21 protein-coding genes are annotated in these 26933 nt (G+C 55.2%); 13 read left to right on the forward strand and 8 right to left on the reverse strand.

Translation table 11 applies throughout. The features are described from left to right. Positions 1-67 precede the first annotated feature (67 nt). The 5 genes from mrcB (at position 68) to fhuB (ending at position 8723) form a co-directional block, all read left to right on the forward strand. The gene (mrcB, locus tag B3B59_RS07475) at positions 68-2593 is read left to right on the forward strand and encodes a bifunctional glycosyl transferase/transpeptidase (RefSeq protein WP_046884959.1); all 2526 of its coding nucleotides are present in this window, start codon (positions 68-70) and stop codon (positions 2591-2593) included. Positions 2594-2827: 234 nt separating this feature from the next. Then, positions 2828-5008: a ferrichrome porin FhuA gene (gene fhuA / locus B3B59_RS07480; RefSeq protein WP_212477178.1), complete on the forward strand. Its 2181-nt coding sequence runs from the start codon at positions 2828-2830 to the stop codon at positions 5006-5008. Positions 5009-5056: 48 nt separating this feature from the next. Beyond that, positions 5057-5854 carry a Fe3+-hydroxamate ABC transporter ATP-binding protein FhuC gene (gene fhuC, locus B3B59_RS07485; protein WP_040077109.1) on the forward strand — a complete coding sequence of 266 codons (798 nt, stop codon included), beginning with the start codon at positions 5057-5059 and terminating at the stop codon, positions 5852-5854. Beyond that, complete coding sequence (gene fhuD / locus B3B59_RS07490; protein WP_412098725.1) at positions 5854-6744, forward strand: Fe(3+)-hydroxamate ABC transporter substrate-binding protein FhuD; 891 nt, start codon at positions 5854-5856, stop codon at positions 6742-6744. The genes fhuC and fhuD overlap by 1 nt, the downstream gene beginning before the upstream one ends. Further along, entirely contained in the window at positions 6741-8723 is a 1983-nt protein-coding gene (gene fhuB, locus B3B59_RS07495) for a Fe(3+)-hydroxamate ABC transporter permease FhuB (protein ID WP_207293022.1), read from the forward strand. The genes fhuD and fhuB overlap by 4 nt, the downstream gene beginning before the upstream one ends. A gap of 278 nt (positions 8724-9001) precedes the next feature. On the opposite strand, the gene hemL is transcribed toward fhuB, so the two are convergent. Next, the gene (hemL, locus tag B3B59_RS07500) at positions 9002-10282 is read right to left on the reverse strand and encodes a glutamate-1-semialdehyde 2,1-aminomutase (RefSeq protein WP_040077106.1); all 1281 of its coding nucleotides are present in this window, start codon (positions 10280-10282) and stop codon (positions 9002-9004) included. Positions 10283-10547: 265 nt separating this feature from the next. Here hemL and clcA point away from each other — a divergent pair, with 265 nt between their 5' ends. Further along, entirely contained in the window at positions 10548-11936 is a 1389-nt protein-coding gene (clcA, locus tag B3B59_RS07505; protein ID WP_286808555.1) for a H(+)/Cl(-) exchange transporter ClcA, read from the forward strand. Positions 11937-12016: 80 nt separating this feature from the next. Next, positions 12017-12361: an iron-sulfur cluster insertion protein ErpA gene (gene erpA / locus B3B59_RS07510; RefSeq protein WP_040077104.1), complete on the forward strand. Its 345-nt coding sequence runs from the start codon at positions 12017-12019 to the stop codon at positions 12359-12361. 54 nt (positions 12362-12415) lie between these two features. On the opposite strand, the gene B3B59_RS07515 is transcribed toward erpA, so the two are convergent. The 3 genes from B3B59_RS07515 to mtnN are packed head-to-tail and all read right to left on the reverse strand — an operon-like array spanning position 12416 to position 14551. Beyond that, complete coding sequence (locus tag B3B59_RS07515) at positions 12416-13039, reverse strand: TRIC cation channel family protein (RefSeq protein WP_040077103.1); 624 nt, start codon at positions 13037-13039, stop codon at positions 12416-12418. 20 nt (positions 13040-13059) lie between these two features. Further along, entirely contained in the window at positions 13060-13860 is an 801-nt protein-coding gene (gene btuF, locus B3B59_RS07520) for a vitamin B12 ABC transporter substrate-binding protein BtuF (RefSeq protein ID WP_286808557.1), read from the reverse strand. Next, the gene (mtnN, locus tag B3B59_RS07525) at positions 13853-14551 is read right to left on the reverse strand and encodes a 5'-methylthioadenosine/S-adenosylhomocysteine nucleosidase (protein ID WP_286808558.1); all 699 of its coding nucleotides are present in this window, start codon (positions 14549-14551) and stop codon (positions 13853-13855) included. The genes btuF and mtnN overlap by 8 nt, the downstream gene beginning before the upstream one ends. Before the next feature lie 83 nt (positions 14552-14634). Between mtnN and dgt the strand changes: the two genes are divergently transcribed. The 3 genes from dgt (at position 14635) to cdaR (ending at position 19020) form a co-directional block, all read left to right on the forward strand. After that, positions 14635-16149, forward strand: a complete 1515-nt coding sequence (gene dgt / locus B3B59_RS07530; RefSeq protein ID WP_046884953.1) for a dGTPase — start codon at positions 14635-14637, stop codon at positions 16147-16149. 131 nt (positions 16150-16280) lie between these two features. Beyond that, positions 16281-17708 carry a serine endoprotease DegP gene (gene degP, locus B3B59_RS07535; protein ID WP_040077099.1) on the forward strand — a complete coding sequence of 476 codons (1428 nt, stop codon included), beginning with the start codon at positions 16281-16283 and terminating at the stop codon, positions 17706-17708. Positions 17709-17862: 154 nt separating this feature from the next. Further along, positions 17863-19020, forward strand: coding sequence for a DNA-binding transcriptional regulator CdaR (cdaR, locus tag B3B59_RS07540; protein WP_286808559.1), 1158 nt, complete (start codon positions 17863-17865; stop codon positions 19018-19020). 55 nt (positions 19021-19075) lie between these two features. Here the strand turns inward: cdaR and B3B59_RS07545 are convergent, their stop codons facing one another. The 4 genes from B3B59_RS07545 to map all read right to left on the reverse strand — a co-directional run bounded on the left by B3B59_RS07545 (position 19076) and on the right by map (position 23966). Next, positions 19076-19465, reverse strand: coding sequence for a DUF3461 family protein (locus tag B3B59_RS07545; protein ID WP_008501916.1), 390 nt, complete (start codon positions 19463-19465; stop codon positions 19076-19078). 111 nt (positions 19466-19576) lie between these two features. Next, positions 19577-20401, reverse strand: a complete 825-nt coding sequence (dapD, locus tag B3B59_RS07550) for a 2,3,4,5-tetrahydropyridine-2,6-dicarboxylate N-succinyltransferase (RefSeq protein WP_008501915.1) — start codon at positions 20399-20401, stop codon at positions 19577-19579. Between the two features lie 32 nt (positions 20402-20433). Next, positions 20434-23109, reverse strand: a complete 2676-nt coding sequence (gene glnD, locus B3B59_RS07555; RefSeq protein WP_207293027.1) for a bifunctional uridylyltransferase/uridylyl-removing protein GlnD — start codon at positions 23107-23109, stop codon at positions 20434-20436. Positions 23110-23171: 62 nt separating this feature from the next. Next, positions 23172-23966 carry a type I methionyl aminopeptidase gene (gene map, locus B3B59_RS07560; protein ID WP_040077097.1) on the reverse strand — a complete coding sequence of 265 codons (795 nt, stop codon included), beginning with the start codon at positions 23964-23966 and terminating at the stop codon, positions 23172-23174. A gap of 321 nt (positions 23967-24287) precedes the next feature. Between map and rpsB the strand changes: the two genes are divergently transcribed. The 3 genes from rpsB to pyrH all read left to right on the forward strand — a co-directional run bounded on the left by rpsB (position 24288) and on the right by pyrH (position 26858). Next, positions 24288-25013 (forward strand): 30S ribosomal protein S2, encoded by a 726-nt coding sequence (rpsB, locus tag B3B59_RS07565; RefSeq protein ID WP_040077096.1) that lies wholly within the window; start codon positions 24288-24290, stop codon positions 25011-25013. Positions 25014-25130: 117 nt separating this feature from the next. Further along, positions 25131-25982 (forward strand): translation elongation factor Ts, encoded by an 852-nt coding sequence (tsf, locus tag B3B59_RS07570; protein ID WP_040077095.1) that lies wholly within the window; start codon positions 25131-25133, stop codon positions 25980-25982. A 150-nt stretch (positions 25983-26132) separates the two neighbouring features. Then, positions 26133-26858 carry a UMP kinase gene (gene pyrH / locus B3B59_RS07575; RefSeq protein WP_004098747.1) on the forward strand — a complete coding sequence of 242 codons (726 nt, stop codon included), beginning with the start codon at positions 26133-26135 and terminating at the stop codon, positions 26856-26858. Positions 26859-26933 lie beyond the last annotated feature (75 nt).

Here is a 26933-nt window from a genome sequence, read left to right on the forward strand (position 1 = left end):
TTCTTTCTCCTACGGGATTAAGAACAGAGAATCGGGCCTTTGCGCCTGATAGTTGCGGAGAAAAAGCATGGCGGGGAATGACCGCGAGCCTATTGGACGTAAAGGGAAACCGACGCGTCCGGCAAAAGAGAAAGTAAGCCGTCGTCGACTCAGAAATGAAGAGCGCGACGATGACTATGAAGACGATTATGAGGATGAAGAACCGATGCCGCGCAAAGGAAAAGGCAAAGGGCGTAAGCCTCGTGGAAAACGCGGCTGGTTCTGGCTGTTACTGAAGCTCTTTATTGTGTTTATCGCCCTGATGGCGATCTATGGCGTCTATCTGGATCAAAAAATCCGTAGCCGTATCGACGGTAAAGTATGGCAACTGCCTGCGGCCGTTTACGGGCGGATGGTGAACCTTGAGCCGGACATGTCCATCAGCAAGAACGAGATGGTCAAACTGCTGGAGGCGACGCAGTATCGTCAGGTGACGAAAATGACGCGTCCTGGCGAATTTACCGTGCAGGCGAAGAGCATTGAGATGATCCGCCGTCCGTTCGATTTCCCGGACAGCAAAGAGGGGCAGGTGCGCGCGCGTCTGACCTTCGATGGCGATCATCTGGATACCATCGAGAACATGGATAATAACCGCCAGTTCGGTTTCTTCCGTCTCGATCCGCGCCTGATCACCATGCTCTCTTCGCCGAACGGCGAGCAGCGCCTGTTTGTGGCGCGAAATGGCTTCCCGGATCTGCTGGTCGATACTCTGCTGGCAACCGAAGACCGTCATTTCTACGAGCATGACGGGGTGAGTCTTTACTCTATTGGCCGTGCGGTACTGGCCAACCTGACGGCCGGCCGCACGGTGCAGGGGGCGAGTACCCTGACCCAGCAGCTGGTGAAAAACCTGTTCCTCTCCAGCGAGCGCTCGTACTGGCGTAAGGCTAACGAAGCCTACATGGCAGTCCTGATGGATGCCCGCTACAGCAAGGATCGTATCCTTGAACTGTATATGAACGAGGTGTACCTCGGTCAGAGCGGCGATAACGAGATCCGTGGTTTCCCGCTGGCGAGCCTGTACTACTTTGGTCGTCCGGTCGAAGAGCTGAGCCTTGACCAGCAGGCGCTGCTGGTGGGCATGGTAAAAGGGGCGTCGATCTACAACCCATGGCGCAACCCGAAACTGGCGCTGGAGCGCCGTAACCTGGTGCTGCGCCTGCTGCAACAGCAGCAAGTGATCGACCAGGAGCTGTACGAAATGCTGAGCGCACGTCCGCTTGGCGTACAGCCGCGCGGTGGCGTTATCTCCCCGCAGCCTGCGTTTATGCAGATGGTTCGTCAGGAGTTGCAGGCGAAGCTTGGCGATAAAGTGAAAGATCTCTCCGGCGTGAAGATCTTCACCACGTTCGACTCCGTGGCGCAGGATGCTGCGGAAAAAGCGGCCGTGGAAGGTATTCCGGTCCTGAAGAAACAGCGCAAGCTGAGCGACCTGGAAACCGCGATGGTGGTGGTTGACCGCTACAGCGGGGAAGTGCGCGCCATGGTAGGCGGGGCAGAGCCGCAGTATGCCGGTTATAACCGTGCCATGCAGGCGCGTCGTTCGATTGGTTCTCTGGCGAAACCGGCCACCTATCTGACGGCGCTGAGCCAGCCGAACCAGTATCGCCTGAACACCTGGATTGCGGATGCGCCGATCTCTCTGCGCCAGCCGAATGGCCAGGTCTGGTCGCCGCAGAACGACGATCGTCAGTTCAGCGGACAGGTGATGTTGGTGGATGCGTTGACGCGTTCCATGAACGTACCGACGGTAAACCTGGGTATGGCGCTTGGCCTGCCGGCGATTACCGATACCTGGGTAAAACTGGGTGTGCCTAAAAACCAGCTGCATCCGGTTCCGGCGATGATCCTCGGCGCACTGAACCTGACGCCAATCGAAGTGGCGCAGGCGTTCCAGACCATCGCCAGCGGCGGTAATCGCGCTCCTCTCTCCGCGCTGCGTTCGGTCATTGCCGAAGATGGTACGGTGCTGTATCAGAGCTTCCCGCAGGCGGAGCGTGCCGTTCCGGCGCAGGCGGCCTACATGACGTTGTGGACCATGCAGCAGGTTGTGCAGCGTGGTACGGGGCGCCAGCTGGGCGCGAAGTATCCGGGCCTGCATCTGGCGGGTAAAACCGGTACCACCAATAACAACGTCGACACCTGGTTTGCCGGTATTGATGGACGTGAAGTGGTGATTACCTGGGTGGGTCGTGATAACAACCAGCCCACTAAGCTGTACGGTGCCAGCGGTGCGATGTCTATCTATCAGCGCTATCTGACTAACCAGTCGCCAGTGCCGTTAGTTCTGACGCCACCGGAAGATATCGTGGATATGGGCGTGGATGAGTCGGGTACCTTCGTCTGTGGCGGCGGGATGCGAAGCCTGCCGGTCTGGACCAGCAATCCAGATTCGCTGTGTCAGCAGGCCGCTCCGGAACCCACGGGTAACCCGTTCGAGCAATCTTCTCAGCCGCAACAGCAGCTGCAACAACAGCAGCCGCAGCAGCAGAATGAGAAGAAAGAGAGCGACGGTGTCGCTGGCTGGATTAAGGATATGTTCGGCGGTAATTAACGTGCCAGACCCCCTCTTCGAGAGGAGAGGGGGATTTCACTTAAAACAAACATTTCTCTAACCGGTTTATTCCCTCTTTATAACCCCCGTTTTTCTCTTGTTTATTTCTTATCCCCTCAATTTCCGTAGGGCCGCTATTCGCTTGCTATGCCGCCAGCGTTTCGCATAATATGCTGCGGTCATAATAATAATTCTCGTTTACGTTATCATTCACTCTTGCTCAGAGAGATACCAATGGCGCTTTCAAAAACTGCTCAGCCAATCAATTACTCACTGCGTAAAATCGCAGTGGTTGTAGCCACAGCGGTTAGCGGCATGTCTGCCTATGCACAGGCCGCTGAAACCCCGAAAAAAGAAGAGACGATTACCGTTACCGCAGCGCCAGCTCCACAGGAGAGCGCATGGGGACCCGCTGCGACCATCGCGGCGAAACACTCGGCCACCGCAACGAAAACCGATACCCCGATTGAGAAAACCCCGCAGTCGGTTTCAGTCGTGACGCGTGCAGAAATGGATACCCGTCAACCGAGTTCGGTAAAAGAGGCCTTAGCCTATACTCCGGGTGCTGCGGTTTCTACGCGTGGTTCTTCAACCTCTTACGATTTCGTTATTATTCGTGGTTTCTATACACCTGGCCCGACGCCTAACAACTACCTGGATGGTATCAAGTTGCAGGGTGATTACTACAGTGCTGCTGTAGTTGATCCCTATATGCTGGAACGCGTAGAAATGATGCGCGGCCCAACCTCAGTGCTGTATGGAAAAAGCAACCCAGGTGGGTTGATCTCAATGGTGAGCAAGAGCCCAACATCGGAACCATTAAAAGAAATTCAGTTCAAGATGGGGACGGATAACCTGTTCCAGACCGGTTTCGATTTCAGTGACTCTCTTGATGACGACGGTATCTATTCTTATCGTCTCACCGGTCTTGCCCGCTCTAATGACCAACAGCAGGATTTCTCAAAGCAAAAACGTTATGCCATCGCACCGGTATTTAGCTGGAAGCCTGATGACAAAACTAATCTGACGCTGCGCGCAAATATTCAGAACGATCCTTCAATGGGCTATTACGGCTGGTTACCGAAAGAAGGTACTGTTGAGCCGTTACCTGATGGTTCTCGTGTTCCCGTGAACTTCACCGATTATGCGCCCAACAACACCTATTCTCGTTACCAGCGCATGGTCGGATATAGCTTTGAACATAGTTTTGATGACACTTTCACCGTGCGTCAAAACTTACGTTATAGCCAAATCAAAACATCTCAACAGAGCGTGTACGGTTTCGGCGCAACGGGTAATCAACTGACGCGTTCAATTATTGTTTCTGATGAGCGTTACAACGATTTTGGCGTAGACACGCAGCTGGAGAGTAAATTCGGTACGGGTGAAGTTGCGCATACTTTGCTGACAGGTATCGACTATTCACGTCTGCATAATGATATCGATAATGCCTACGGCACAGCGCCTACGCTGGATATGAATAATCCAGTGTATACCGATGTAGATTTCCCGGATGCACAACCATTCCAGCTCAATACCCAACACCAAACCGGTCTGTATGTCCAGGATCAACTGGAGTGGGAGAAATGGGTTGCCACGCTGGGCGGTCGTTACGACTGGTCTAAGCAGGCAACTACCATCCGTTCAAGCGGTCAAAAAGTTGAACGTAACGATGAGCAGTTTACCTGGCGTGCAGGGATTAACTATCTCTTTGACAACGGTATTACCCCGTACTTCAGCTACAGCGAATCGTTCGAACCAAACCCGTCAAAAGCTTGGGCTGCTACGCCTGCTGACAACGTCGCGTATGCTCCGTCTAAAGGTAAGCAATACGAGGCCGGTGTAAAATACATTCCAAAAGAGCTGCCGGTCGTCGTGACTGCTGCGGTATATGAACTCACCAAAACGAATAACTTAACCACCGATCCCACGAATCCGTTTGCACAAGTTGCTGCAGGTGAAGTGCGTTCTCGTGGCGTAGAGTTAGAAGCAAAAGCAGCGGTGAATGCCAACATTAACCTGACGGCTTCTTATACCTATACGGATGCAGAGTACACCGATGACACAACGTACAAAGGTTTGACCCCTGTTCAGGTTCCTAAAAATATGGCGTCTCTGTGGGGCGATTACACCTTCTATGAAGGCGCGCTTTCAGGGTTAACCTTAGGTACCGGTGGTCGTTATGTGGGTAGCAGTTACGGCGATCCTGATAACACCTTCAAAGTGGGGAGTTCAACGGTCATGGATGCTGTCGTGAAATATGATCTTGCACGTCTGGGGCTTGCTGGATCCAGCGTTGCGGTTAACGTCAACAACCTGTTCGATCGTGAATACGTCGCAAGCTGCTTCAATACCTACGGCTGCTTCTGGGGTGCTGAACGCCAGGTTGTCGCCACCGCGACTTTCCGCTTCTAATCTTCCTTCGGGCACGGTTCGCCGTGCCCTTTTACTAAGTTGGCTACGATGCAGGACAAAACAACGCAATCCGATACAACCTTTTCGCTAAATGCCACCTCCTTTCGCGTGCCTGGGCGTACGCTGCTGCACCCCCTTTCGCTGACCTTTCCTGCAGGCCAGGTCACCGGTCTGATCGGCCATAACGGCTCCGGCAAATCCACCTTACTGAAAATGCTTGGTCGTCATCAGCCGCCATCAGAAGGCGATATTTTGCTGGATGGACAGCCGCTGGAAAGCTGGAGCAGTAAGGCCTTTGCCCGCAAGGTGGCCTATCTGCCGCAGCAATTGCCGCAGGCCGAAGGGATGACCGTGCGCGAGCTGGTCGCGATTGGGCGTTATCCGTGGCATGGGGCGTTGGGACGTTTTGGCGTAGCCGACCGTGAAAAAGTGGAAGAAGCTATCGCCCTGGTGGGATTAAAACCACTAGCACATCGCCTGGTTGATAGCCTCTCTGGCGGTGAACGTCAGCGGGCGTGGATCGCGATGCTGGTGGCGCAAGATAGCCGTTGCCTGCTGCTGGATGAACCTACCTCCGCACTGGATATCGCCCATCAGGTCGATGTGCTGGCATTGGTACATCGTTTAAGCCAGCAGCGTGGGCTGACGGTCATTGCGGTGCTGCATGATATCAACATGGCTGCCCGCTACTGTGATTATCTGGTGGCGCTGCGCGGGGGGGAAATGATTGCCCAGGGCACGCCTTCAGAACTGATGCGCAGTGAGACGCTGGAAACCATTTACGGTATTCCGATGGGCATTCTGCCGCACCCTGCCGGGGCGGCACCGGTGAGCTTTGTCTATTGATGTCTGATTTAACGATTAGCCGCCGTCGGTTGTTGACGGCGATGGCCCTTTCGCCGTTGCTCTGGAAAATGGGCACCGCACATGCCGCAGCCGCCATCAATAACGACCGTATTGTCGCCCTGGAGTGGCTGCCCGTTGAGCTGTTGCTCGCGCTGGGCGTCACGCCTTATGGCGTTGCGGATATCCCCAACTATCGGCTGTGGGTAAACGAGCCCAGCCTCCCTGACTCGGTCATCGACATCGGTTTGCGCACCGAGCCCAATCTCGAATTGCTGACGCAAATGAAACCCTCCTATCTGGTGTGGTCGGCAGGGTATGGCCCCTCAGAGGAGAAGCTGGCGCGGATTGCGCCAGGCCGGGGGTTCTCGTTTAGCGACGGGAAAGCACCGCTAACGCAAGCGCGTCACTCGCTCAACGAGATGGCCCAGCTGTTAAACCTGGAGGCCGCGGCCCGTCAGCATCTTGATCACTTCGACAGCGTCATTGATAGCTACAAACCGCGTTTCGCCGGGCGCGGCGATCGGCCTTTGCTGATGATTACGCTGCTGGACGCCCGCCACGTATTGGTGTTCGGCAAAAACTGCCTCTTCCAGGAGGTGATGGATCGCTACGGAATAAATAATGCCTGGGAAGGGGAGATGACCTTCTGGGGCAGCACCGCGATAGGCATTGACAGGCTGGCGGCGTTTCGTGATGTCGATGTGCTCTGTTTTGATCATGGCAATGAGCGTGAGATGCAGACATTGATGAAAACCCCGCTATGGCAGGCGATGCCCTTTGTCCGCCAGCAGCGTTTCCAGCGCGTACCGGCCGTGTGGTTCTACGGCGCGACCCTGTCGGCGATGCACTTTGCCCGGGTACTGGATAGCGCACTGGGAGGCAAAGCATGAAATCACGGATAACATTGCTGCCGGGGCTACTGCTGGTCGCGCTGTTTGTGCTGGCGCTGGGTTTAACCTGGAGCAACCTGACGACCGCGTTGCCGCGAGCCCAGTGGGGCGAAGCGGTTGTTGCGCCAAATATTGATAAGATCGAACAGATGATCTTCCACTACAGCCTGTTACCGCGTCTGGTGATCTCGCTGCTGGTGGGGGCGGGCCTGGGCCTGGTGGGGGTACTGTTCCAGCAAGTGCTACGCAATCCCCTGGCGGAACCCACCACCCTGGGGGTGGCGACCGGCGCGCAGTTGGGGATGACTATCGCCACCCTGTGGGCGTTGCCGGGCGCACTGGCACCGCAGTTCGCGGCGCTGATTGGCGCCTGCGTGGTCGGTGCGCTGGTCTTTGGCGTGGCCTGGGGCAAGCGGTTATCACCGGTGACGCTGATCCTTGCCGGTCTGGTCGTCAGTCTCTACTGCGGTGCGATCAACCAGCTGCTGGTGATCTTCCATCACGATGAATTGCAAAGCATGTTCCTCTGGAGTACCGGTACGCTAACGCAGACCGACTGGAGCATTGTGCAGCGGCTGTGGCCACAACTGCTGGGCGGCGTCTTGCTCACGCTATTACTGCTGCGCCCGCTGACGTTGATGGGGCTGGATGATGGCGTGGCGCGTAATCTCGGGCTGGCGCTGTCACTGGCGCGTCTGGCCGCGCTGACGCTGGCGATTGTGATCAGCGCCCTGTTGGTCAACGCCGTCGGGATCATTGGTTTTATCGGCCTGTTTGCGCCATTGCTGGCGAAAATGGTTGGTGCCCGCCGCCTGCTAACCCGGCTGCTGGTCGCTCCCCTGATTGGGGCCCTTATCCTCTGGCTGTCAGATCAGATTATTTTGTGGCTAACCCGCGTATGGATGGAGGTCTCGACCGGCTCCGTGACGGCGATCGTGGGGGCACCGCTGCTGCTGTGGCTCCTGCCGCGCCTGCGAAGCATGAGCGCGCCCGCGATGAACGCCGGGAACCATGTTGCTGCCGAACGTCATCACGTGCTGTGGTATGCCCTGGGGGGCGGCCTGCTGCTGTTACTGGCGGTGATGGCCGCGCTGGCCTTTGGGCGTGATGCCACAGGCTGGCACTGGGCGAGTGGGGCGCTGCTGGATGAGCTGATGCCGTGGCGCTGGTCGCGGGTCATGGCGGCGCTGATTGCCGGGGTAATGCTGGCGGTCGCGGGCTGTATTATTCAGCGCCTGACCGGCAACCCGATGGCGAGCCCGGAAGTGCTGGGTATCAGCTCTGGTGCGGCCTTCGGCGTCGTCTTAATGCTTTTCTTCGTCCCTGGCAACGCCTTCGGCTGGCTGATGCCGGCGGGCAGCTTGGGTGCGGCGGTAACCCTGCTGATCATTATGGTCTCGGCCGGGCGCGGGGGCTTTTCGCCTCACCGTATGCTGCTGGCCGGGATGGCGCTCAGCACTGCCTTTACCATGCTGTTAATGATGCTGCAGGCCAGTGGTGACCCGCGTATGGCGCAGATCCTCACCTGGCTTGCGGGGTCTACCTATAACGCCTCTACCGCGCAGGTGGTGAGCACGGGCATCGCGCTGGTGGTGCTTATGGCTATCGTGCCACTTTGTCGTCGCTGGCTGACGGTGCTGCCGCTGGGGGGCGACACCGCCCGGGCGGTAGGCATAGCGCTGACGCCGTCTCGCGTGGGCTTACTCTTACTGGCGGCGTGCCTGACCGCCACAGCGACCATGACCATCGGCCCTTTAAGCTTTATCGGCCTGATGGCGCCGCACATTGCCCGTATGATGGGTTTTCGTCGTACGATGCCGCACATTGTGATGTCGGCGCTGACGGGGGGTATTTTGCTGGTGTTCGCGGACTGGTGCGGGCGAATGGTGCTTTTCCCTTATCAGATCCCGGCGGGGCTGCTGTCGACCTTTATCGGCGCGCCGTACTTTATCTGGCTGCTGAGAAAGCAGAGCAGATAATAAAAGCAAAACGGCAACCTCAGGTTGCCGTTTTTAGTGTTTGTACCCTCTCCCCGTGGGAGAGGGTCAGGGTGAGGGCACCAGACCGCACCGGGTCAAAGCAAAACGGCAACCTCTGGTTGCCGTTTTTAGTATTTGTACCCTCTCCCTGCGGGAGAGGGTCAGGGTGAGGGCACCAGACCGCACCGGGTAAAAGCAAAACGGCAACCAGAGGTTGCCGTTTTTAGTATTTGTACCCTCTCCCCGTGGGAGAGGGCCAGGGTGAGGGCATCAGGCCCTTAGAGCTTCGCGAACACTCTGCGCGCGGCATCAATGGTGTTATTGATATCCTCAACGCTATGCGCAACTGACATAAAGCCCGCCTCAAACGCCGACGGCGCCAGGTAGACACCCTCTTCCAGCATCAGGTGGAAGAAACGTTTGAAACGCTCCACATCGCACTTCACAACATCCTGATAGCAGGTCACGGTTGCGGCATCGGTAAAGAAGAGGCCGAACATGCCGCCAACATGGTTTACCACCAGCGGGATACCGGCTTCTTGTGCCGCTTCCAGCAGGCCGTTTGCCAACTGCGTGGTCAGGTCGCTCAGGGTCTCATGAACCCCCGGCTGGGCCACTTCGGTCAGGCAGGCAAAGCCCGCCGCCATCGCAATCGGGTTGCCGGAAAGCGTGCCCGCCTGGTAGACCGGCCCGGTAGGCGCCAGCGCATCCATCACCTCTTTACGGCCACCAAAGGCCCCTACCGGCATACCGCCGCCGATGATTTTACCGAGGCAGGTCAGGTCTGGCACCACGTTGTAGTAAGACTGGGCACCCGCTAATGCGACACGGAAACCGGTCATGACTTCATCGATGATCAGCAGGGCATTAAACTCGTCGCACAGGGCACGCAGGCCAGGCAGGAATTCAGGCTGCGGTGGAATGCAGTTCATATTGCCGGCAACAGGCTCTACGATGATACAGGCGATCTCCTGCGGGTATTGCTCAAAGGCCGCGCGCACGGAGTCGAGATCGTTATAGGTGCAGGTCAGGGTATGCTTCGCGAAATCCGCCGGAACGCCCGGCGAGTTCGGCTGACCGAGAGTCAGGGCACCGGAACCGGCTTTGACCAGCAGGCAGTCAGCGTGGCCGTGGTAACAACCTTCAAATTTGATGATCTTGTCGCGACCAGTAAAGCCACGCGCCAGGCGGATTGCGCTCATGGTCGCTTCGGTACCAGAGTTCACCATACGCACCATATCCATGGTCGGAACCAGCTCGGTGACCAGGGCGGCCATTTTGACCTCCATTTCGGTCGGGGCGCCGAAGCTTAAGCCGCGCTGCGCAGCTTCAATCACCGCGTTGCGAATGGTCGGGTGGTTGTGTCCCAGCACCATCGGGCCCCACGAGCCGACGTAGTCGATATAGGCTTTACCATCCACATCGTACAGGTATGCGCCGTCCGCACGTTCAATAAACAGCGGCGTACCGCCTACGCCGGTAAAAGCGCGTACTGGGGAGTTAACACCACCCGGGATAAGTTCGCGGGCAGCGCTGTAAAGCGTTTCTGACTTGCTCATGGCGTCGTTCCTGGTTCGTATAAAATGATTAAGCACACTATTCTAAGTGATTCGCAGAAGGTTATATACCCGTGATACCTCAAGTTGCTTGTGCGTTGGCCTGACTACCCGGCTCGTCCCTGCATTTTTTGCCCGGCCGCCCGAATGATTGGGGTGAACATTTTAGCCACATTCATTTGCGATTTTATTCAGCACTTTTGCAGGCCAGACGGGATACGTCTGGTAGAATCCCTCCGGCTATTTGTATGATCAATAAGAACAGACCATGAAAACAGATACTCCCTCTTTTGAACAACAGCAGCTGGCACGTGCCCGGCAGCGTATCAGCATACGCCGCTTGCTTAACCGTGATAAAACGCCTTTGGCGATCCTGCTTGCCGCTGCGGTGGTGGGAACCCTGGCAGGGTTCGTTGGCGTCGCTTTCGAAAAAGCGGTCAACATAGTGCTGAACTGGCGTATTGGCACCGTTGCAAGCTATGCCGATCGCAGCTGGCTGGTGTGGGGCCTGGCCTTTGGGCTGTCCGCGCTCCTGGCGGCGACAGGTTATTTCCTGGTGCGTAAGTTTGCCCCTGAAGCGGGGGGGTCGGGCATTCCGGAGATTGAAGGCGCGCTCGAAGAGCTGCGCCCGGTGCGCTGGTGGCGCATACTGCCCGTCAAGTTTATCGGCGGTATGGGAACGCTCGGTGCCGGTATGGTGCTTGGGCGAGAAGGGCCCACGGTTCAACTGGGCGGGAACGTGGGGCGCATGGTGGGTGATATTTTTCGCATGCGTAGCCCGGAAGCACGTCATACCCTGTTGGCTACCGGGGCTGCGGCAGGCCTTAGCGCCGCGTTTAATGCGCCGCTGGCAGGCATCTTATTTATCATTGAAGAGATGCGCGCCCAGTTTCGTTACAACCTGATCTCCATTAAGGCAGTATTTACCGGCGTGATTATGTCGAGCATCGTCTTTCGTATCTTCAATGGCGAAGGGGCGGTGATAGAGGTGGGCAAGCTGACCAACGCGCCGGTGAATACGCTGTGGCTCTATCTGGTGTTGGGGATGATTTTTGGCATCGTCGGGCCGCTTTTTAATACGCTGATATTGCGGGCGCAGGATATGTTCCAGCGTATCCATGGCGGAAACACTACCAAATGGGTGCTGGTTGGCGGCCTGCTCGGGGGGATATGCGGTATCCTGGGGTTTATCGAACCGAATGCTGCAGGTGGCGGTTTTGGCTTAATCCCGATTGCGGCCGCCGGTAATTTCAGCATCGGCCTGCTGCTGTTTATGTTTCTCTCCCGCGTCGTTACCACGGTGTTATGTTTTTCGTCAGGCGCGCCTGGCGGAATTTTTGCGCCCATGCTGGCGCTGGGCACGCTGTTGGGTACCGCCTTTGGCATGGCCGCTGCGGCTGGATTTCCGGCGTATCATCTTGATGCCGGGACCTTTGCCATTGCCGGAATGGGGGCGTTGCTGGCGGCCTCTTTACGCGCACCTCTGACCGGCATTGTGCTGGTGCTGGAGATGACCGACAACTATCAGCTCATTTTGCCAATGATCATTACCTGCCTCGGCGCGACACTATTAGCCCAATTCCTGGGCGGTAAACCGCTATACTCCACCATTCTTGCGCGCACACTGGCGAAGCAAGAGGCAGAGCAGAATACTTGATTGCTATACCAGGGTATTAGATAATGACAACAAGAATTGGGTGATTTTTAACCCGATAGCAGTATTCATGGGAGCATAAAATGAGTGATGACATCGCGCTGCCGCTGCAATTTACTGAAGCAGCAGCTAAAAAAGTAAAAGACCTGATCGCCGATGAAGATAACCCGGCGCTGAAATTGCGTGTTTATATTACCGGTGGCGGTTGTAGCGGCTTCCAGTATGGATTTACCTTTGACGATCAGATTAACGATGGCGATATGACCATTGAGAAGCAGGGCGTGGCCCTGGTGGTCGACCCGATGAGCCTGCAATATCTGGTGGGTGGTGCGGTGGACTACACCGAAGGCCTGGAAGGCTCCCGTTTCGTGGTAACTAACCCGAACGCCAAGAGCACCTGCGGGTGCGGCTCCTCCTTCAGCATCTAAAATTGCACGGTGCAGAAGACAAAAACGGCAACCTCAGGGTTGCCGTTTTGCTTTTCAGCGCCCGTTTTCGTCCAGCGCAAAAGTAGGTAGCTTCAGGTGCCAGCGAATAGCCGCCAGACGAATGGTCAAGGTGACCACCATCCCTAGCATGGCAGCGCTTTCAAGCGGCATGCCGAAGGTATACCAGGCGGTGGCATGAACGATGCCGCCAACGATACAGGCTGTGGCGTAAATTTCAGTGCGCAAAATCATGGGCACCTCGCGGGCCAGAATATCGCGAATAATCCCGCCACCGACTCCGGTCAATACACCCATGCAGATAGCGACCATCGGACCGGTTCCTGCCATAAAGGCTTTGTTCACGCCAATGCCGACGAAGACCGCCAGCCCCACGGCATCCAGCACGGGGAGAATCCACTTCGGTAGACGTCGCGGCTGACGCACCAGTACGATGGTAAGCAGGCAGGTAACCATCGCTACGACCAGATCGGTAGGATCTTTCACCCAGAATACCGGACCATGATCGAGCGCCATATCGCGGATAGTGCCACCGCCCACGGCTGTAACCACCCCTAACACCAGAACGCCAAACGGGTCCATGCGTAATTTACCGGCCAGCAGAACGCCGGAAATCGCAAAAACGGCTGTACCGAGAATATCCAGCCAGTAAACGAGCATCGTTAAATCCCCGAAAGTGATTAATGACTCTGCGGCAGCGCAGAACAGAGTTGTTTTGCGGCGAGGATAATACGCGGGCCTGCACGCTCAAACCAGTCGCTGGTGAGTGGAATCACGGGTATTTTTAGCTGGCTATGCCAGTATTGCTCGATTTTGGGAATTTCGCCTGCCCCGCCGGCAACGACAATCGCCTGAGGATGGCGCATCAACACCTGTTCGCGGCTCACCTGCGGCCAGGGCACCCGGCTTTCAGCGAAGATATTCTCCCCGCCACACAGCTCCAGAACCTGGTGCTGCAGTGATCCGGCACCCGTGGTAAACAGGGGCTGGCTGCCGAACTGTAAGAAGACGCGTTTGCGCGATGGCGTGTTGTATTTCGCTTTTAACGCCTGATAGTCATCCAGCAGTTGTTGGGCTGCGCGTTCCGCTTTTTGCGGCGCTGGACTGTAGGGGGCGAGATCGCGAATCGCTTGCGCGACCTGTTCGATATTGATGGCGTCAACCCAGACGACCTTAATGCCCAGGGAGGAGAGTTGATTGATCTGCCTCTCGGCATTCCCTCCGCGCCAGGCCAGCACCAGATCCGGTTTTAGCGCCACAATGCGTTCGACGTTCATCCCCTGCCAGGTGGCAACCTGCTCGATAGTTTTCGCGGCGGGCGGATAGTCGGAATAGCTACTCACGCCAACCGGCGTGATGCCAGCGGCAAAGGCCAGCTCGGTATTGGCAGGGGAGAGGGTAATAACACGCGGCGCAGCATTCAGCCACGCCGGTGTGAGCAGAAGCAGGGTGAACAGCGCCCTGTAAAGCGACTTAACCACGCGCCAGTTTCTGCACCAGGGTCTCAACCATCAGGCTGGACTGCTTAGCCGCCACGACGAGGAACTCATCGAAACTCAGGTGAGATTGCTGATCGGCCACGTCGGAGATGGCGCGAACCACCACAAACGGCATTTTAAAGTTATGACAAACATGGGCAATAGCGGTCGCTTCCATCTCCACGGCAATCGCCTGTGGGAAGTTATGGCGGATCTTCGCCAGTGAGACGGAGCCGTTGATGAAGGCATCGCCGCTGACAATCAGGCCACGTACCGCGTTCAGGTTCAGCTCAGCGATGCAGTTTTCTGCTGCGGTAACCAGCTTCTCATCGGCCTTGAAGCCTGCCGGGCAGCCAGGGAGTTGACCCAGCTCGTAACCAAAGGCGGTGACGTCGGCATCGTGATAACGCGCTTCATCAGAGACGACGATATCGCCCACTTTCAGAGTCGGCGCCAGGCCGCCAGCGGAGCCAGTATTGATAATCACGTCCGGCTTGCAGCACTCTAACAGCAGCGTTGTGCCCAGCGCGGCCGCCACTTTACCAATACCGGATTTCAGCAGAGCAACTTCAGTTCCGTTCAGCAGGCCGGTATAGATCTCGCAGCCGCCCAGGGTGAGGGTCTGACGGTTCTCAATTTTGTCACGCAGCAGCGTAACTTCTTCTTCCATTGCTCCAATAATACCGATTTTCATAGATTTACTCGCGATGTGCCATGATTAGAGGCATAGTCTATCATGCGCTTCAGGGGAAACGCATTTTCCGCGCGGGAGAGCACATGTCACATATCGATTTTCGCAACAAAATTAACTGGCACCGGCGTTACCGCTCGCCGCAAGGTCATAAAAGCGAACATGAGATCCTGCGGATCTTCGAAAGCGATCGCGGGCGCATTATCAACTCAGCGGCAATCCGCCGACTGCAACAAAAAACGCAGGTTTTTCCCCTCGAACGTAACGCTGCCGTGCGTACGCGTCTCACCCATTCGATGGAGGTCCAGCAGGTTGGCCGCTACATCGCGAAAGAGGTGTTAAGCCGCCTCAAAGAGCAGCGTCTGCTGGAGGCCTACGGTCTGGATGAACTGACGGGGCCGTTCGAAAGCATCGTTGAGATGGCCTGTCTGATGCACGATATCGGTAACCCGCCGTTTGGCCATTTTGGTGAGGCCGCTATCAACGACTGGTTCCGCCAGCGTTTGTTCCCGTCGGATGCCGCCAGCCAACCGCTGAGCGAGGATCGCTGTATTGTGCGCGACCTGCGCCTGCGGGAGGGCGAAGAGGCGCTGAATGAACTGCGGCGCAAGGTACGCCAGGATCTCTGTCATTTTGAGGGTAACGCGCAGGGGATACGCCTGGTGCACTCTCTGATGCGCATGAACCTCACCTGGGCCCAGGTGGGCTGTATTTTAAAATATACGCGTCCGGCCTGGTGGCAAGGGGAACCTCCTGCCAGCCATCATTATTTGATGAAAAAGCCTGGCTATTACCTCTCGGAAGAGGCCTATATCGAACGGTTGCGTAAAGAGTTGTCGCTGACGCCTCATGGCCGTTTTCCATTGACCTGGATTATGGAGGCTGCGGACGATATCTCCTACTGCGTGGCCGACCTGGAGGATGCGGTTGAAAAAAGAATCTTTAGCGTAGAGGAGCTTTATCAGCATCTTTATGACGCCTGGGGGACGCATGAAAAAGGATCGCTATTTTCTCAGGTTGTAGAAAACGCCTGGGAGAAATCGCGCGCGAATTCCCTGCGGCGCAGCGCTGAAGATCAGTTCTTTATGTATTTGCGCGTCAATACACTTAATAAGCTGGTGCCCTATGCGGCAAACCGCTTTATTGATAATTTGCCGATGATTTATCGCGGTGACTTTAATCAGGCTCTACTTGAAGATGGCAGTGATTTTAGTCAGTTGCTTGATTTATATAAGAATGTTGCGCTTCGCCACGTTTTTAGTCACCCGGATGTTGAACAGCTCGAATTACAGGGATACCGCGTTATCAGCGGTTTGCTGGAGATCTATCGTCCCTTATTGCAATTATCGACTGATGAGTTTAGCGAGCTGGTAGAAAAAGAGCGGGTGCGACGTTTACCTATTGAATCACGTTTATTTCAGAAACTCTCCACCCGCCATCGGCTGGCCTACATTGAGGCCGTCGGGAAATATGATCGACAGGCGTTAGACTGGCCAGTATATGAATACTATTATCGTTGTCGCCTGATTCAGGATTATATCAGCGGCATGACAGACCTATATGCCTGGGATGAGTACCGCCGTTTAATGGCGGTTGAATAAAGCGTGAGTTTTGTAAAGATGGACAATAAATTTTTACTTTTCCTGAGATCGTAATACTGGAACTTCGCGCTATAAAACGAATCTCATGTACACAGCAATTGTGCGTTACTGGCAAATCGAGATTGAGAAAGATGAAAAAAACCACATTAGCAATGAGTGCATTAGCGTTGAGTTTAGGATTGGCGTTGTCTCCACTTTCTGCATCAGCTGCAGAGACCGCTTCGGCAACCACCGCCCAGCAGATGCCAAGCCTGGCACCGATGCTGGAAAAGGTGATGCCATCGGTGGTGAGCATTAATGTTGAAGGCAGCACCGCGGTAAACACCCCGCGTATGCCGCGTAACTTCCAGCAATTCTTCGGCGACAACTCGCCGTTCTGTCAGGACGGTTCGCCGTTCCAGAGTTCGCCATTCTGCCAGGGCGGTCAGGGCGGCGGTGACGGCGCAGCGCCGCAGCAAAAATTCATGGCACTGGGTTCCGGTGTCATCATCGATGCGGCTAAAGGCTACGTCGTGACGAACAACCACGTGGTGGATAACGCCAACAGCATTAAAGTGCAGATGAGCGATGGCCGTAAGTTTGACGCCAAAGTGGTGGGTAAAGATCCGCGCTCCGATATCGCCCTGATCCAGATTCAGGATCCGAAAAACCTGACCGCGATTAAGCTTGCCGATTCCGATGCTCTGCGGGTGGGTGACTATACGGTAGCCATCGGTAACCCGTTCGGCCTTGGCGAGACAGTCACCTCCGGTATTGTCTCCGCGCTGGGTCGTAGCGGCCTCAATGCAGAAAACTATGAAAACTTCATCCAGACCGATGCGGCGATTAACCGCGGTAACTCCGGCGGTGCGCTGGTCAATCTGAATGGTGAACTGATCGGTATCAACACCGCGATTCTGGCCCCGGACGGCGGCAATATCGGTATCGGCTTTGCTATTCCGAGCAACATGGTTAAAAACCTGACCAGTCAGATGGTTGAGTTTGGCCAGGTGAAACGCGGCGAACTGGGGATTATGGGGACTGAGCTGAACTCGGAACTGGCGAAAGCGATGAAAGTCGATGCTCAGCGCGGTGCCTTTGTCAGCCAGGTGATGCCGAACTCTTCCGCTGCGAAAGCCGGTATTAAAGCGGGTGACGTTATTACCACCCTGAACGGCAAGCCAGTAAGCAGCTTTGCCGCGCTGCGTGCGGAAGTGGGCTCTATGCCAGTTGGCAGCAAAGTCTCGCTGGGCCTGCTGCGTGAAGGTAAGCCAGTCAACGTGACCCTGGAACTGCAGCAGAGCAGCCAGAGCCAGGTCGATTCCAGCTCTATCTTCAGCGGCATCGAAGGCGCTGAGATGAGCAATAAAGGGCAAGATAAAGGCGTGGTGGTGAGTAACGTGAAAGCCAACTCTCCGGCTGCGCGCATTGGCCTGAAGAAAGGTGACGTGATTATGGGCGCTAATCAGCAGCCTGTGAAAAACATCGCTGAGTTGCGCAAAATTCTCGACAGCAAGCCTTCGGTGCTGGCGCTGAATATCCAGCGTGGCGACACTTCTCTCTATTTGTTAATGCAGTAATCTCCAAAGCCCCTGCGTCCGGTGATGCAGGGGCTTTTCCTCTTTCTGTGACCCTTTCCACAAGTCCATACATCTCCCCCCGTTTTTGTGCATTCGCACAATGCAGCCCCGGTTGAACTTCCCTATGCTTGAGCTCTGCTCAGAGGAGGACGACATGGCTGGCTGGCATCTTGATACCAAAATGGCGCAGGATATCGTGGCACGAACGATGCGCATTATTGATACGAACATCAACGTTATGGATGCCCGCGGGCGGATCATAGGCAGCGGCGATCGTGAGCGTATTGGGGAAATGCACGAAGGCGCACTGCTGGTGCTTTCTCAGGGGCGCGTGGTGGACATCGACGATGCGGTGGCCCGCCATCTGCACGGCGTGCGACAGGGTATTAACCTGCCGCTGCGTCTGGAAGGCGAAATTGTTGGCGTTATCGGGCTGACCGGCGAGCCAGAGTCATTGCGCAAGTATGGCGAGCTGGTGTGCATGACCGCCGAGATGATGCTGGAACAATCCCGCCTGATGCACCTGCTGGCTCAGGATAGTCGTCTGCGTGAAGAACTGGTGATGAACCTGATTCAGGCTGAAGAACACACCCCGGCGCTAACCGAATGGGCCCAGCGTCTGGGTATCGATCTGAATCAACCGCGCGTGGTCGCGGTGATTGAGGTCGACAGCGGTCAGCTGGGCGTAGACAGTGCCATGGTTGAACTGCAGCAACTACAAAACGCGCTGGCGACGCCAGAACGCAACAACCTCGTCGCGATTGTTTCGTTAACGGAGATGGTGGTGTTAAAACCGGCGCTCAATCAGTTTGGACGCTGGGATGCCGAAGATCATCGTCGTCGTGTTGAGCAGCTTATTGCCCGTATGAAAGAGAACGGGCAACTGCGTTTTCGCGTGGCGCTGGGGAACTACTTCACCGGCCCGGGCAGCATTGCCCGCTCCTGGCGTACTGCACGGACTACCATGATGGTTGGGAAACAGCGGATGCCCGAGAGCCGCAGCTATTTCTATCAGGATTTGATGCTACCGGTACTGCTCGACAGTCTGCGCGGGGGCTGGCAGGCAAATGAACTGGCCCGCCCGCTGACGCGTCTGAAGGCGATGGATAACAATGGGCTTTTGCGCCGTACGTTACAGGCATGGTTCCGTCACAACGTGCAACCGCTGGCGACTTCGCGGGCGTTGTTTATTCACCGTAATACGCTGGAGTATCGTCTTAACCGTATCTCGGAGCTGACGGGGCTGGACCTGGGGAATTTTGACGACAGACTGTTGCTGTATGTGGCATTGCAGCTGGATGAGCAGAGATAACGCAAAGCAAAACGGCAACCAGGTTGCCGTTTTAAAGGTTTGACCGCACCCGGTATTATTTATTACGGGTCAGCTTCTCAAGATCCGCTTCGATTTCACTGATCTTGTTGGTGACCACGCTCTCCAGATGGCGAAGATCGTCGAGGATCTTACGCTTGAGATCGACTTCGGTGCGATCGCGCTGGCAAATCTGATCGAGTTCATCGATCACATAGCGCAGATTCGGGCTGATCTCCTGCACTTCTTTGTAACCCTGACCAACGCCATCCGCCACAACGGTTTTACGTTGACGTGGGTATTTGAACTTCACGCTCTTGGCGAAGAACTCGCCCTTATCCTTGTGGAAATAGATTTTCAGGATATCGTTGTTGGCTTCCTGCCGGAGGCTGTAACGATCAATTTCATCAGGATTGGTAATGCCCAGACTTTTTAGATTATCGTACATAGCGGTACCCTTGATCTCAACATAACCTATGAATAATTAACGAAAAAATCTATTCTCGCCACCAGCAGATACAAAAAAAGCGGGGTAGCCCCCGCTTTTTGTTATACCTGATTAATCGATGGTACGCAGCAGTTCGTTGATGCCGACTTTGCCACGAGTTTTCGCATCGACTTTCTTCACAATCACCGCGCAGTACAGGCTGTATTTGCCATCTTTCGAAGGCAGGTTGCCGGAGACCACTACGGAGCCCGCTGGTACACGGCCGTAGTGCACTTCGCCGGTTTCACGATCGTAAATACGGGTGCTCTGGCCGATGTAAACGCCCATGGAGATCACCGAGCCTTCTTCAACGATCACGCCTTCAACCACTTCTGAGCGTGCGCCGATGAAGCAGTTATCTTCGATGATGGTTGGGTTAGCCTGCAGCGGCTCCAGAACGCCACCGATGCCTACGCCACCAGAAAGGTGAACGTTTTTACCGATCTGGGCGCAAGAGCCCACGGTCGCCCAGGTATCAACCATGGTGCCTTCGTCAACGTACGCACCGATGTTCACATAGGACGGCATCAGCACAGTGTTACGTGCGATAAAGGCGCCCTGGCGAACAGCGGCTGGCGGCACTACGCGGAAACCCTCTTTCTGGAAGCGCGCTTCGTCGTAATCGGCGAATTTCATCGGGACTTTATCGAAGTAGCGGCTTTCTGCGCCGTCAATAACCTGGTTGTCGTTGATACGGAAAGAGAGCAGCACGGCTTTCTTCAGCCACTGGTGAGTGACCCACTGACCGTCGATTTTTTCTGCCACACGCAGCGCGCCGGAATCCAGCAAAGAAATCACCTGGTTAACCGCTTCGCGGGTTACGGTATCCACATTTGCCGGAGTTATCTCGGCGCGACGCTCAAAGGCGGACTCAATAACGTTCTGTAACTGCTGCATTGTTTACTCTTTCCATTTCACTAAAAAACACGTCACCCTTTATCGTTTGGATTGAGGGCTGCTGTCAACCGTTGTTGCACTTCAAGTTGCAGGTCATTATTAAGGCCACGCCGGTCGGCGGTGGCGATTATAAATAAATCTTCTACTCGCTCACCGATTGTCGTAATTCTGGCACCGTGGAGCGAAATACCGAGGTCGGCAAAGATCTGCCCGACCCGTGCCAACAGCCCTGGCTGATCCAGCGCAATGAGCTCCATAAAGGATTTGCGATCGGTATGGGTTGGCAGGAAATTAACCTCGGTGTCCACGGTAAAGTGACGCAGTTTTGCCGGCTGGCGACGCGGCTGCGGCGGCTGCCAACTGCTCTGGGTGATCGCCTGTTCCAGTCCGAAGCGGATCGGCTCGTGGCGGTCTGACGCCAGCGGGCTGCCGTCCGGCTCCAGCACGATAAAGGTGTCCATCGCCATACCGTCGCGGGTGGTAAAAATCTGTGCGTCGTGCACGCTCAAATTACGTCTGTCCAGCTCGGCACAGACCGCAGCGAACAGGTAAGGCCTGTCCGGGCTCCAGATAAAGATCTCCGTTCCGCCGCGCGTGGCCTGTGGGCTAAGCAGAATGAGCGGTTTGGTGAGGTCGTGCTTCAACAGATGTCGCGCGTGCCATGCCAGCTGATTTGGCGTATGACGCACAAAGTAATTAGCGCGACAGCGCGCCCAGATCTGGTGCAGCGCCTCTTCATTAATACTCTCCATGCGCAATAACGCCAACGCCTGTAGCTGATGGTGGCGCACGCGTTCACGCATGTCTGGCGTATTCTGCATCCCGCGTCGTAGCTGTTTCTCCGTGGCAAAGTAGAGCTCGCGGAGCAAACTCTGCTTCCAGCTATTCCATAAGGATTCGTTGGTAGCGCAGATATCAGCTACCGTCAGGCACACCAGGAAGCGCAGACGATTCTCAGTCTGTACCTCTTCGGCAAATTGCTTGATCACCTCCGGATCCTGGATATCTCGCCGTTGCGCGGTAACCGACATCAACAGGTGATGACGAACCAGCCAGGCGACCAGCTGCGTTTCGCGTGAATTAAGTCCGTGAAGCTCGGCGAATTTCAGTATGTCCTGCGCACCCAGCACGGAGTGGTCTCCGCCCCGGCCTTTGGCAATATCATGGAACAGGGCGGCAATAAGGATCAGTTCCGGATGGTTCAGGCGCGGCCAGAGCTCTACGCAGAGCGGATGCTGGCTCCGGGTCTCTTCCCGGGCGAAGCTTTCCAGCTTCAGCAATACGCGAATGGTGTGTTCATCCACGGTGTAGGCATGAAAAAGATCGAACTGCATCTGCCCGACAATATGTGACCACTGGGGCATATAGGCCCAGAGCACGCTGTGGCGGTGCATGGGCAGTAGCCCGCGTTTCACGGCACCCGGATGGCGAAGCATGCTAAGAAACAGTGAGCGGGCTTCCGGGATGTAGCACAGCGGCTGGCGAAGGTGACGCCGAGCGTGGCGCAGATGGCGCAGAGTCGTAGAGTAGATCCCGGTAATCGTGCTGTTACGCACCATGGTATAAAACATCCGCAGGATCGCTTCTGGCTCACGGATAAAAAGCGTTTCGTCGCGCAGGTCGATAAGCGTGCCGCGCAACTGGAAATCGTCGTCAATGGGGCGCGGTTTTTCATCGGCGGTGAGCGCCAGAATGGCTTCATCAAACAACTGGAGCAGCATTTGATTCAGCTCGGTGACGCGACGGGTGACGCGGTAGAAGTCTTTCATCATCTGTTCTACCGGCTCGTTCCCTTCGCCGCTATAGTTCAGGCGCTGCGCGACGCTAAGCTGCCTGTCGAACAGCAGGCGGTTATCGTAGCGTGTGATTTCCAGATGCAGCGCGAAGCGGATACGCCAAAGCAGGTGCAGACACTCATTCAGCTCAATACGTTCGGCGGGAGTTAAAAAACCAAAGCCGACCATCTCATCGAGCGAGGTGGCCCCGAAATGGCGACGAGCGACCCATTGCAGGGTGTGGATATCGCGCAGGCCGCCGGGGCTGCTTTTAATATCCGGCTCCAGGTTATAACTGGTGCCGTGATAACGCTGGTGACGTACCTGCTGTTCGTCGACCTTGGCGGCAAAGAATTTTTCTGAAGGCCAGAATCCGTCGCTGAAAATGTGCTTTTGCAGCTCCAGAAATAGCGCGACGTCGCCGATCAGGAGGCGAGTCTCAATCAGGTTGGTGGCGACGGTAAGATCCGCTAAGCCCTCGAGCAGACACTCTTCCAGGGTGCGCACGCTGTGGCCCACTTCCAGCTTCACGTCCCACAGCAGCGTTAACAGCTCACCAATTTTTTGCGCCTGATCGTCGGGCAGCTTTTTACGGCTCAGGATTAACAGGTCGATATCCGACAGGGGGTGCAATTCGCCGCGGCCATAACCGCCCACCGCAACCAGCGCCACGTCGCTAATTTGGCCAAAGCCATAATCAATCCACAGGCGCTGTAACAGCTGATCAATAAATTCAGTGCGCGCTTCGATGAGTGATTCGGCAGAGATCCCGCTGTCGAATGCTTCACCCAGCCAGTGCTGGAATGTGTCGATATGCGCTTTAATGTCGGCACAGGTGAGATCTGTCTTCGGCCAGACGCCGGGGTTATCCGGCTGGCCGGGCAGGGTGGGGAGTGCCGTGTTGGCATACTGTTCGGGTAAAAGGTTACTCATAGCGCGCCATCCATAAGAAAATATGATAGCCATTAAAAAAGCCGGCATTTGCCGGCTTCTTATCATTCGTTGTGCGAGAGTATCGCCGGGATGGTGTCATCCTTGCGTAACGTCATTATTTCGCAGCCGTTATCTGTCACCACAATAGTATGCTCGTACTGCGCAGACAAGCTTCTGTCTTTGGTTTTCACCGTCCAGCCATCTTTCATGGTGCGGATACGGTAGTCACCGGCGTTAACCATCGGCTCAATGGTAAACGTCATCCCTTTTTGCAGCACCACGCCGCCGTCGTCAGCATCGTAATGCAGCACCTGCGGCTCTTCGTGGAAGACGCGGCCAATACCGTGACCGCAATACTCGCGAACCACAGAGAAACCTTCCGCTTCAACGAATTTCTGAATGGCCGCACCGATAGTGCGCAGGCGAATACCAGGCTTCACCATTTTCAGCGCCAGGTAGAGGCTCTCCTGGGTAATACGGCACAGGCGTTCGCCCTGAATCGTCGGCTTACCGACGATGAACATTTTTGAGGTGTCACCGTGGTACTCGTCTTTAATCACGGTCACATCGATATTGACGATGTCGCCATCTTTCAGCAGTTTTTCGTCGTCCGGAATACCGTGGCACACCACTTCATTAATAGAGATGCAGACGGATTTCGGGAAACCGTGGTAGCCGAGGCAGGCGGAGACCGCGTGCTGCTCGTTCACGATATAATCATTACAGATACGGTCCAGTTCGCCGGTGCTCACGCCCGGTTTGACGAACGGCTCGATCATTTCCAGCACTTCGGCGGCCAGACGACCGGCAACGCGCATCTTTTCAATTTCTTCAGGTGTCTTAATAGAGATAGCCATGTAATCTGTCCATCGGTGTCGATTTTTTCGACAATACTAGTCTGAGTGCTGTCAATGGTATCAGTCAGGCGTACTGCCTGCCAAATTGAGAATCAGAAGCAGCACGCACGGCCAACAACAGTTGGTTTCTGGTGGCGTTTTGTGGTATAAAGCGCGCCGGACTTCCGATCCATCTCAGATACACAGGGTGGACGGAAGCGACAAATCTCACTTTGTGTAATAACACACACGTATCGGCACATATTCCGGGGTGCCCTTTGGGGTCGGTAATATGGGATACGTGGAGGCATAACCCCAACTTTTAATATAGAGGTTTTAAACATGGCAACTGTTTCCATGCGCGACATGCTCAAGGCTGGTGTTCACTTCGGTCACCAGACCCGTTACTGGAACCCGAAAATGAAGCCTTTCATCTTCGGCGCACGTAACAAAGTTCACATCATCAACCTTGAGAAAACTGTACCAATGTTCAACGAAGCCCTGGCTGAGCTGAACAAGATTGCTTCCCGTAAAGGTAAGATTCTGTTCGTTGGTACTAAGCGCGCTGCAAGCGAAGCTGTGAAAGATGCTGCTAACAGCTGCGACCAGTTCTTCGTGAACCATCGCTGGTTGGGCGGCATGCTGACCAACTGGAAAACCGTTCGTCAGTCAATCAAACGCCTGAAAGATCTGGAAACTCAGTCTCAGGACGGTACTTTCGACAAGCTGACTAAGAAAGAAGCGCTGATGCGCACTCGTGAACTGGACAAGCTGGAAAACAGCCTGGGCGGTATCAAAGATATGGGCGGCCTGCCAGACGCGCTGTTCGTAATCGATGCAGACCACGAGCACATCGCAATCAAAGAAGCTAACAACCTGGGTATCCCGGTATTCGCTATCGTTGATACCAACTCCGATCCGGACGGTGTTGACTTCGTTATCCCGGGTAACGACGACGCAATCCGTGCTGTTAGCCTGTACCTGAGCGCTGTAGCTACTACCGTTCGTGAAGGCCGTTCCCAGGATCTGGCTTCTCAGGCGGAAGAAAGCTTCGTAGAAGCTGAATAATAAGGTTTTACCCCTTATTAGTACCGTGTATGAATAGGGGCCCATTACCGGCCCCTTTTTTCAATTTATACTGTTTGGCCTCCGGCCGGGCAGTTCACATCTCCCGAGGATTTAAGAATGGCTGAAATTACCGCATCCCTGGTAAAAGAGCTGCGTGAGCGTACTGGCGCAGGCATGATGGATTGCAAAAAAGCGCTGACTGAAGCGAACGGCGACATCGAGCTGGCAATCGAAAACATGCGTAAATCCGGTGCGATCAAAGCAGCTAAAAAAGCAGGCAACGTTGCTGCTGACGGCGTGATCATCACCAAAATCGACGGCACCTACGGCATCATTCTGGAAGTTAACTGCCAGACTGACTTCGTTGCTAAAGATGGCGGTTTCCAGGCATTTGCGAACAAAGTACTGGACGCAGCTGTTGCTGGCAAAATCACTGACGTTGAAGTGCTGAAAGCTCAGTTCGAAGAAGAGCGTGTTGCGCTGGTTGCTAAAATCGGTGAGAACATCAACATCCGTCGCGTTTCTTCTCTGGAAGGCGAAGTACTGGGTTCTTACCAGCACGGCGCACGTATCGGTGTTCTGGTTGCGGCTACAGGCGCTGACGAAGAGCTGGTTAAACAGCTGGCAATGCACATCGCTGCAAGCAAACCAGAATTCGTTAAGCCAGAAGACGTGTCTGCTGAAGTGGTAGAGAAAGAGTACCAGGTTCAGCTGGACATCGCGATGCAGTCTGGTAAGCCAAAAGAGATCGCAGAGAAAATGGTTGAAGGCCGCATGAAGAAATTCACCGGCGAAGTTTCTCTGACTGGTCAGCCTTTCGTAATGGACCCAAGCAAGTCTGTTGCTCAGCTGCTGAAAGAGCACAACGCTGACGTAACTGGCTTCATCCGCTTCGAAGTGGGCGAAGGCATTGAGAAAGTTGAGACTGACTTCGCAGCAGAAGTTGCTGCAATGTCCAAGCAGTCTTAATCAGCGAAAAGAAGCCGCCTGAGGGCGGCTTCTTTTTGTCACCCGTCATATAAAATCAGACTGGCTCTAGTATCGCTGTTCTGGTTTGCGGCTTAACATGTCGCCAGAATTAACCCCCATCTTAATCGTTGACAGTCTCAGGAAAGAAACATGGCTACCAATGCAAAACCCGTGTACAAACGCATTCTGCTTAAGCTGAGTGGCGAAGCGCTGCAGGGATCAGAAGGCTTCGGTATTGACGCAAGCATCCTTGACCGCATGGCACAGGAAATCAAAGAACTGGTCGAACTGGGTATCCAGGTTGGCGTGGTCATTGGCGGTGGTAACCTTTTCCGTGGTGCTGGTCTGGCGAAAGCGGGGATGAACCGCGTTGTGGGCGACCATATGGGAATGCTGGCTACCGTGATGAATGGTCTGGCCATGCGTGACGCTCTGCACCGTGCCTATGTGAACGCGCGCCTGATGTCCGCGATTCCGCTGAATGGCGTGTGCGACAATTACAGCTGGGCAGAAGCGATTAGCCTGCTGCGTAACAACCGTGTGGTGATCCTCTCCGCCGGTACCGGTAATCCGTTCTTTACTACCGATTCCGCGGCCTGCCTGCGCGGTATCGAAATCGAAGCCGATGTGGTGCTGAAAGCCACCAAAGTGGATGGCGTGTTTACTGCCGATCCGGCAAAAGATCCTTCAGCTACCATGTACGATCAGCTGACTTACAGCGAAGTGCTGGATAAAGAGCTGAAAGTAATGGATCTTGCCGCCTTCACGCTGGCTCGTGACCACAAACTGCCGATTCGTGTCTTCAACATGAACAAGCCTGGCGCGCTGCGTCGCGTCGTGATGGGCGAAAAAGAAGGCACTTTGATCACGGAATAATTTCCGTCGGCGACAAATACAGGTAAGATTCCGCTTTACTTTGTAGTGAATTCTCACCTGGACGCGCCTTTGGCG

Source organism: Leclercia sp. UBA2479, assembly GCF_002341985.1.
GTDB lineage: Bacteria > Pseudomonadota > Gammaproteobacteria > Enterobacterales > Enterobacteriaceae > Enterobacter > Enterobacter pneumoniae.

Excerpts from the sequence above, each read along its gene's own strand:
- mrcB (WP_046884959.1), top strand. The coding sequence starts at position 68 with ATGGCGGGGAATGACCGCGAGCCTATTGGACGTAAAGGGAAACCGACG.
- fhuA (WP_212477178.1), top strand. The coding sequence starts at position 2,828 with ATGGCGCTTTCAAAAACTGCTCAGCCAATCAATTACTCACTGCGTAAA.
- fhuC (WP_040077109.1), top strand. The coding sequence starts at position 5,057 with ATGCAGGACAAAACAACGCAATCCGATACAACCTTTTCGCTAAATGCC.
- fhuD (WP_412098725.1), top strand. The coding sequence starts at position 5,854 with ATGTCTGATTTAACGATTAGCCGCCGTCGGTTGTTGACGGCGATGGCC.
- fhuB (WP_207293022.1), top strand. The coding sequence starts at position 6,741 with ATGAAATCACGGATAACATTGCTGCCGGGGCTACTGCTGGTCGCGCTG.
- hemL (WP_040077106.1), bottom strand. The coding sequence starts at position 10,282 with ATGAGCAAGTCAGAAACGCTTTACAGCGCTGCCCGCGAACTTATCCCG.
- clcA (WP_286808555.1), top strand. The coding sequence starts at position 10,548 with ATGAAAACAGATACTCCCTCTTTTGAACAACAGCAGCTGGCACGTGCC.
- erpA (WP_040077104.1), top strand. The coding sequence starts at position 12,017 with ATGAGTGATGACATCGCGCTGCCGCTGCAATTTACTGAAGCAGCAGCT.
- B3B59_RS07515 (WP_040077103.1), bottom strand. The coding sequence starts at position 13,039 with ATGCTCGTTTACTGGCTGGATATTCTCGGTACAGCCGTTTTTGCGATT.
- mtnN (WP_286808558.1), bottom strand. The coding sequence starts at position 14,551 with ATGAAAATCGGTATTATTGGAGCAATGGAAGAAGAAGTTACGCTGCTG.
- dgt (WP_046884953.1), top strand. The coding sequence starts at position 14,635 with ATGTCACATATCGATTTTCGCAACAAAATTAACTGGCACCGGCGTTAC.
- degP (WP_040077099.1), top strand. The coding sequence starts at position 16,281 with ATGAAAAAAACCACATTAGCAATGAGTGCATTAGCGTTGAGTTTAGGA.
- cdaR (WP_286808559.1), top strand. The coding sequence starts at position 17,863 with ATGGCTGGCTGGCATCTTGATACCAAAATGGCGCAGGATATCGTGGCA.
- B3B59_RS07545 (WP_008501916.1), bottom strand. The coding sequence starts at position 19,465 with ATGTACGATAATCTAAAAAGTCTGGGCATTACCAATCCTGATGAAATT.
- dapD (WP_008501915.1), bottom strand. The coding sequence starts at position 20,401 with ATGCAGCAGTTACAGAACGTTATTGAGTCCGCCTTTGAGCGTCGCGCC.
- glnD (WP_207293027.1), bottom strand. The coding sequence starts at position 23,109 with ATGAGTAACCTTTTACCCGAACAGTATGCCAACACGGCACTCCCCACC.
- map (WP_040077097.1), bottom strand. The coding sequence starts at position 23,966 with ATGGCTATCTCTATTAAGACACCTGAAGAAATTGAAAAGATGCGCGTT.
- rpsB (WP_040077096.1), top strand. The coding sequence starts at position 24,288 with ATGGCAACTGTTTCCATGCGCGACATGCTCAAGGCTGGTGTTCACTTC.
- tsf (WP_040077095.1), top strand. The coding sequence starts at position 25,131 with ATGGCTGAAATTACCGCATCCCTGGTAAAAGAGCTGCGTGAGCGTACT.
- pyrH (WP_004098747.1), top strand. The coding sequence starts at position 26,133 with ATGGCTACCAATGCAAAACCCGTGTACAAACGCATTCTGCTTAAGCTG.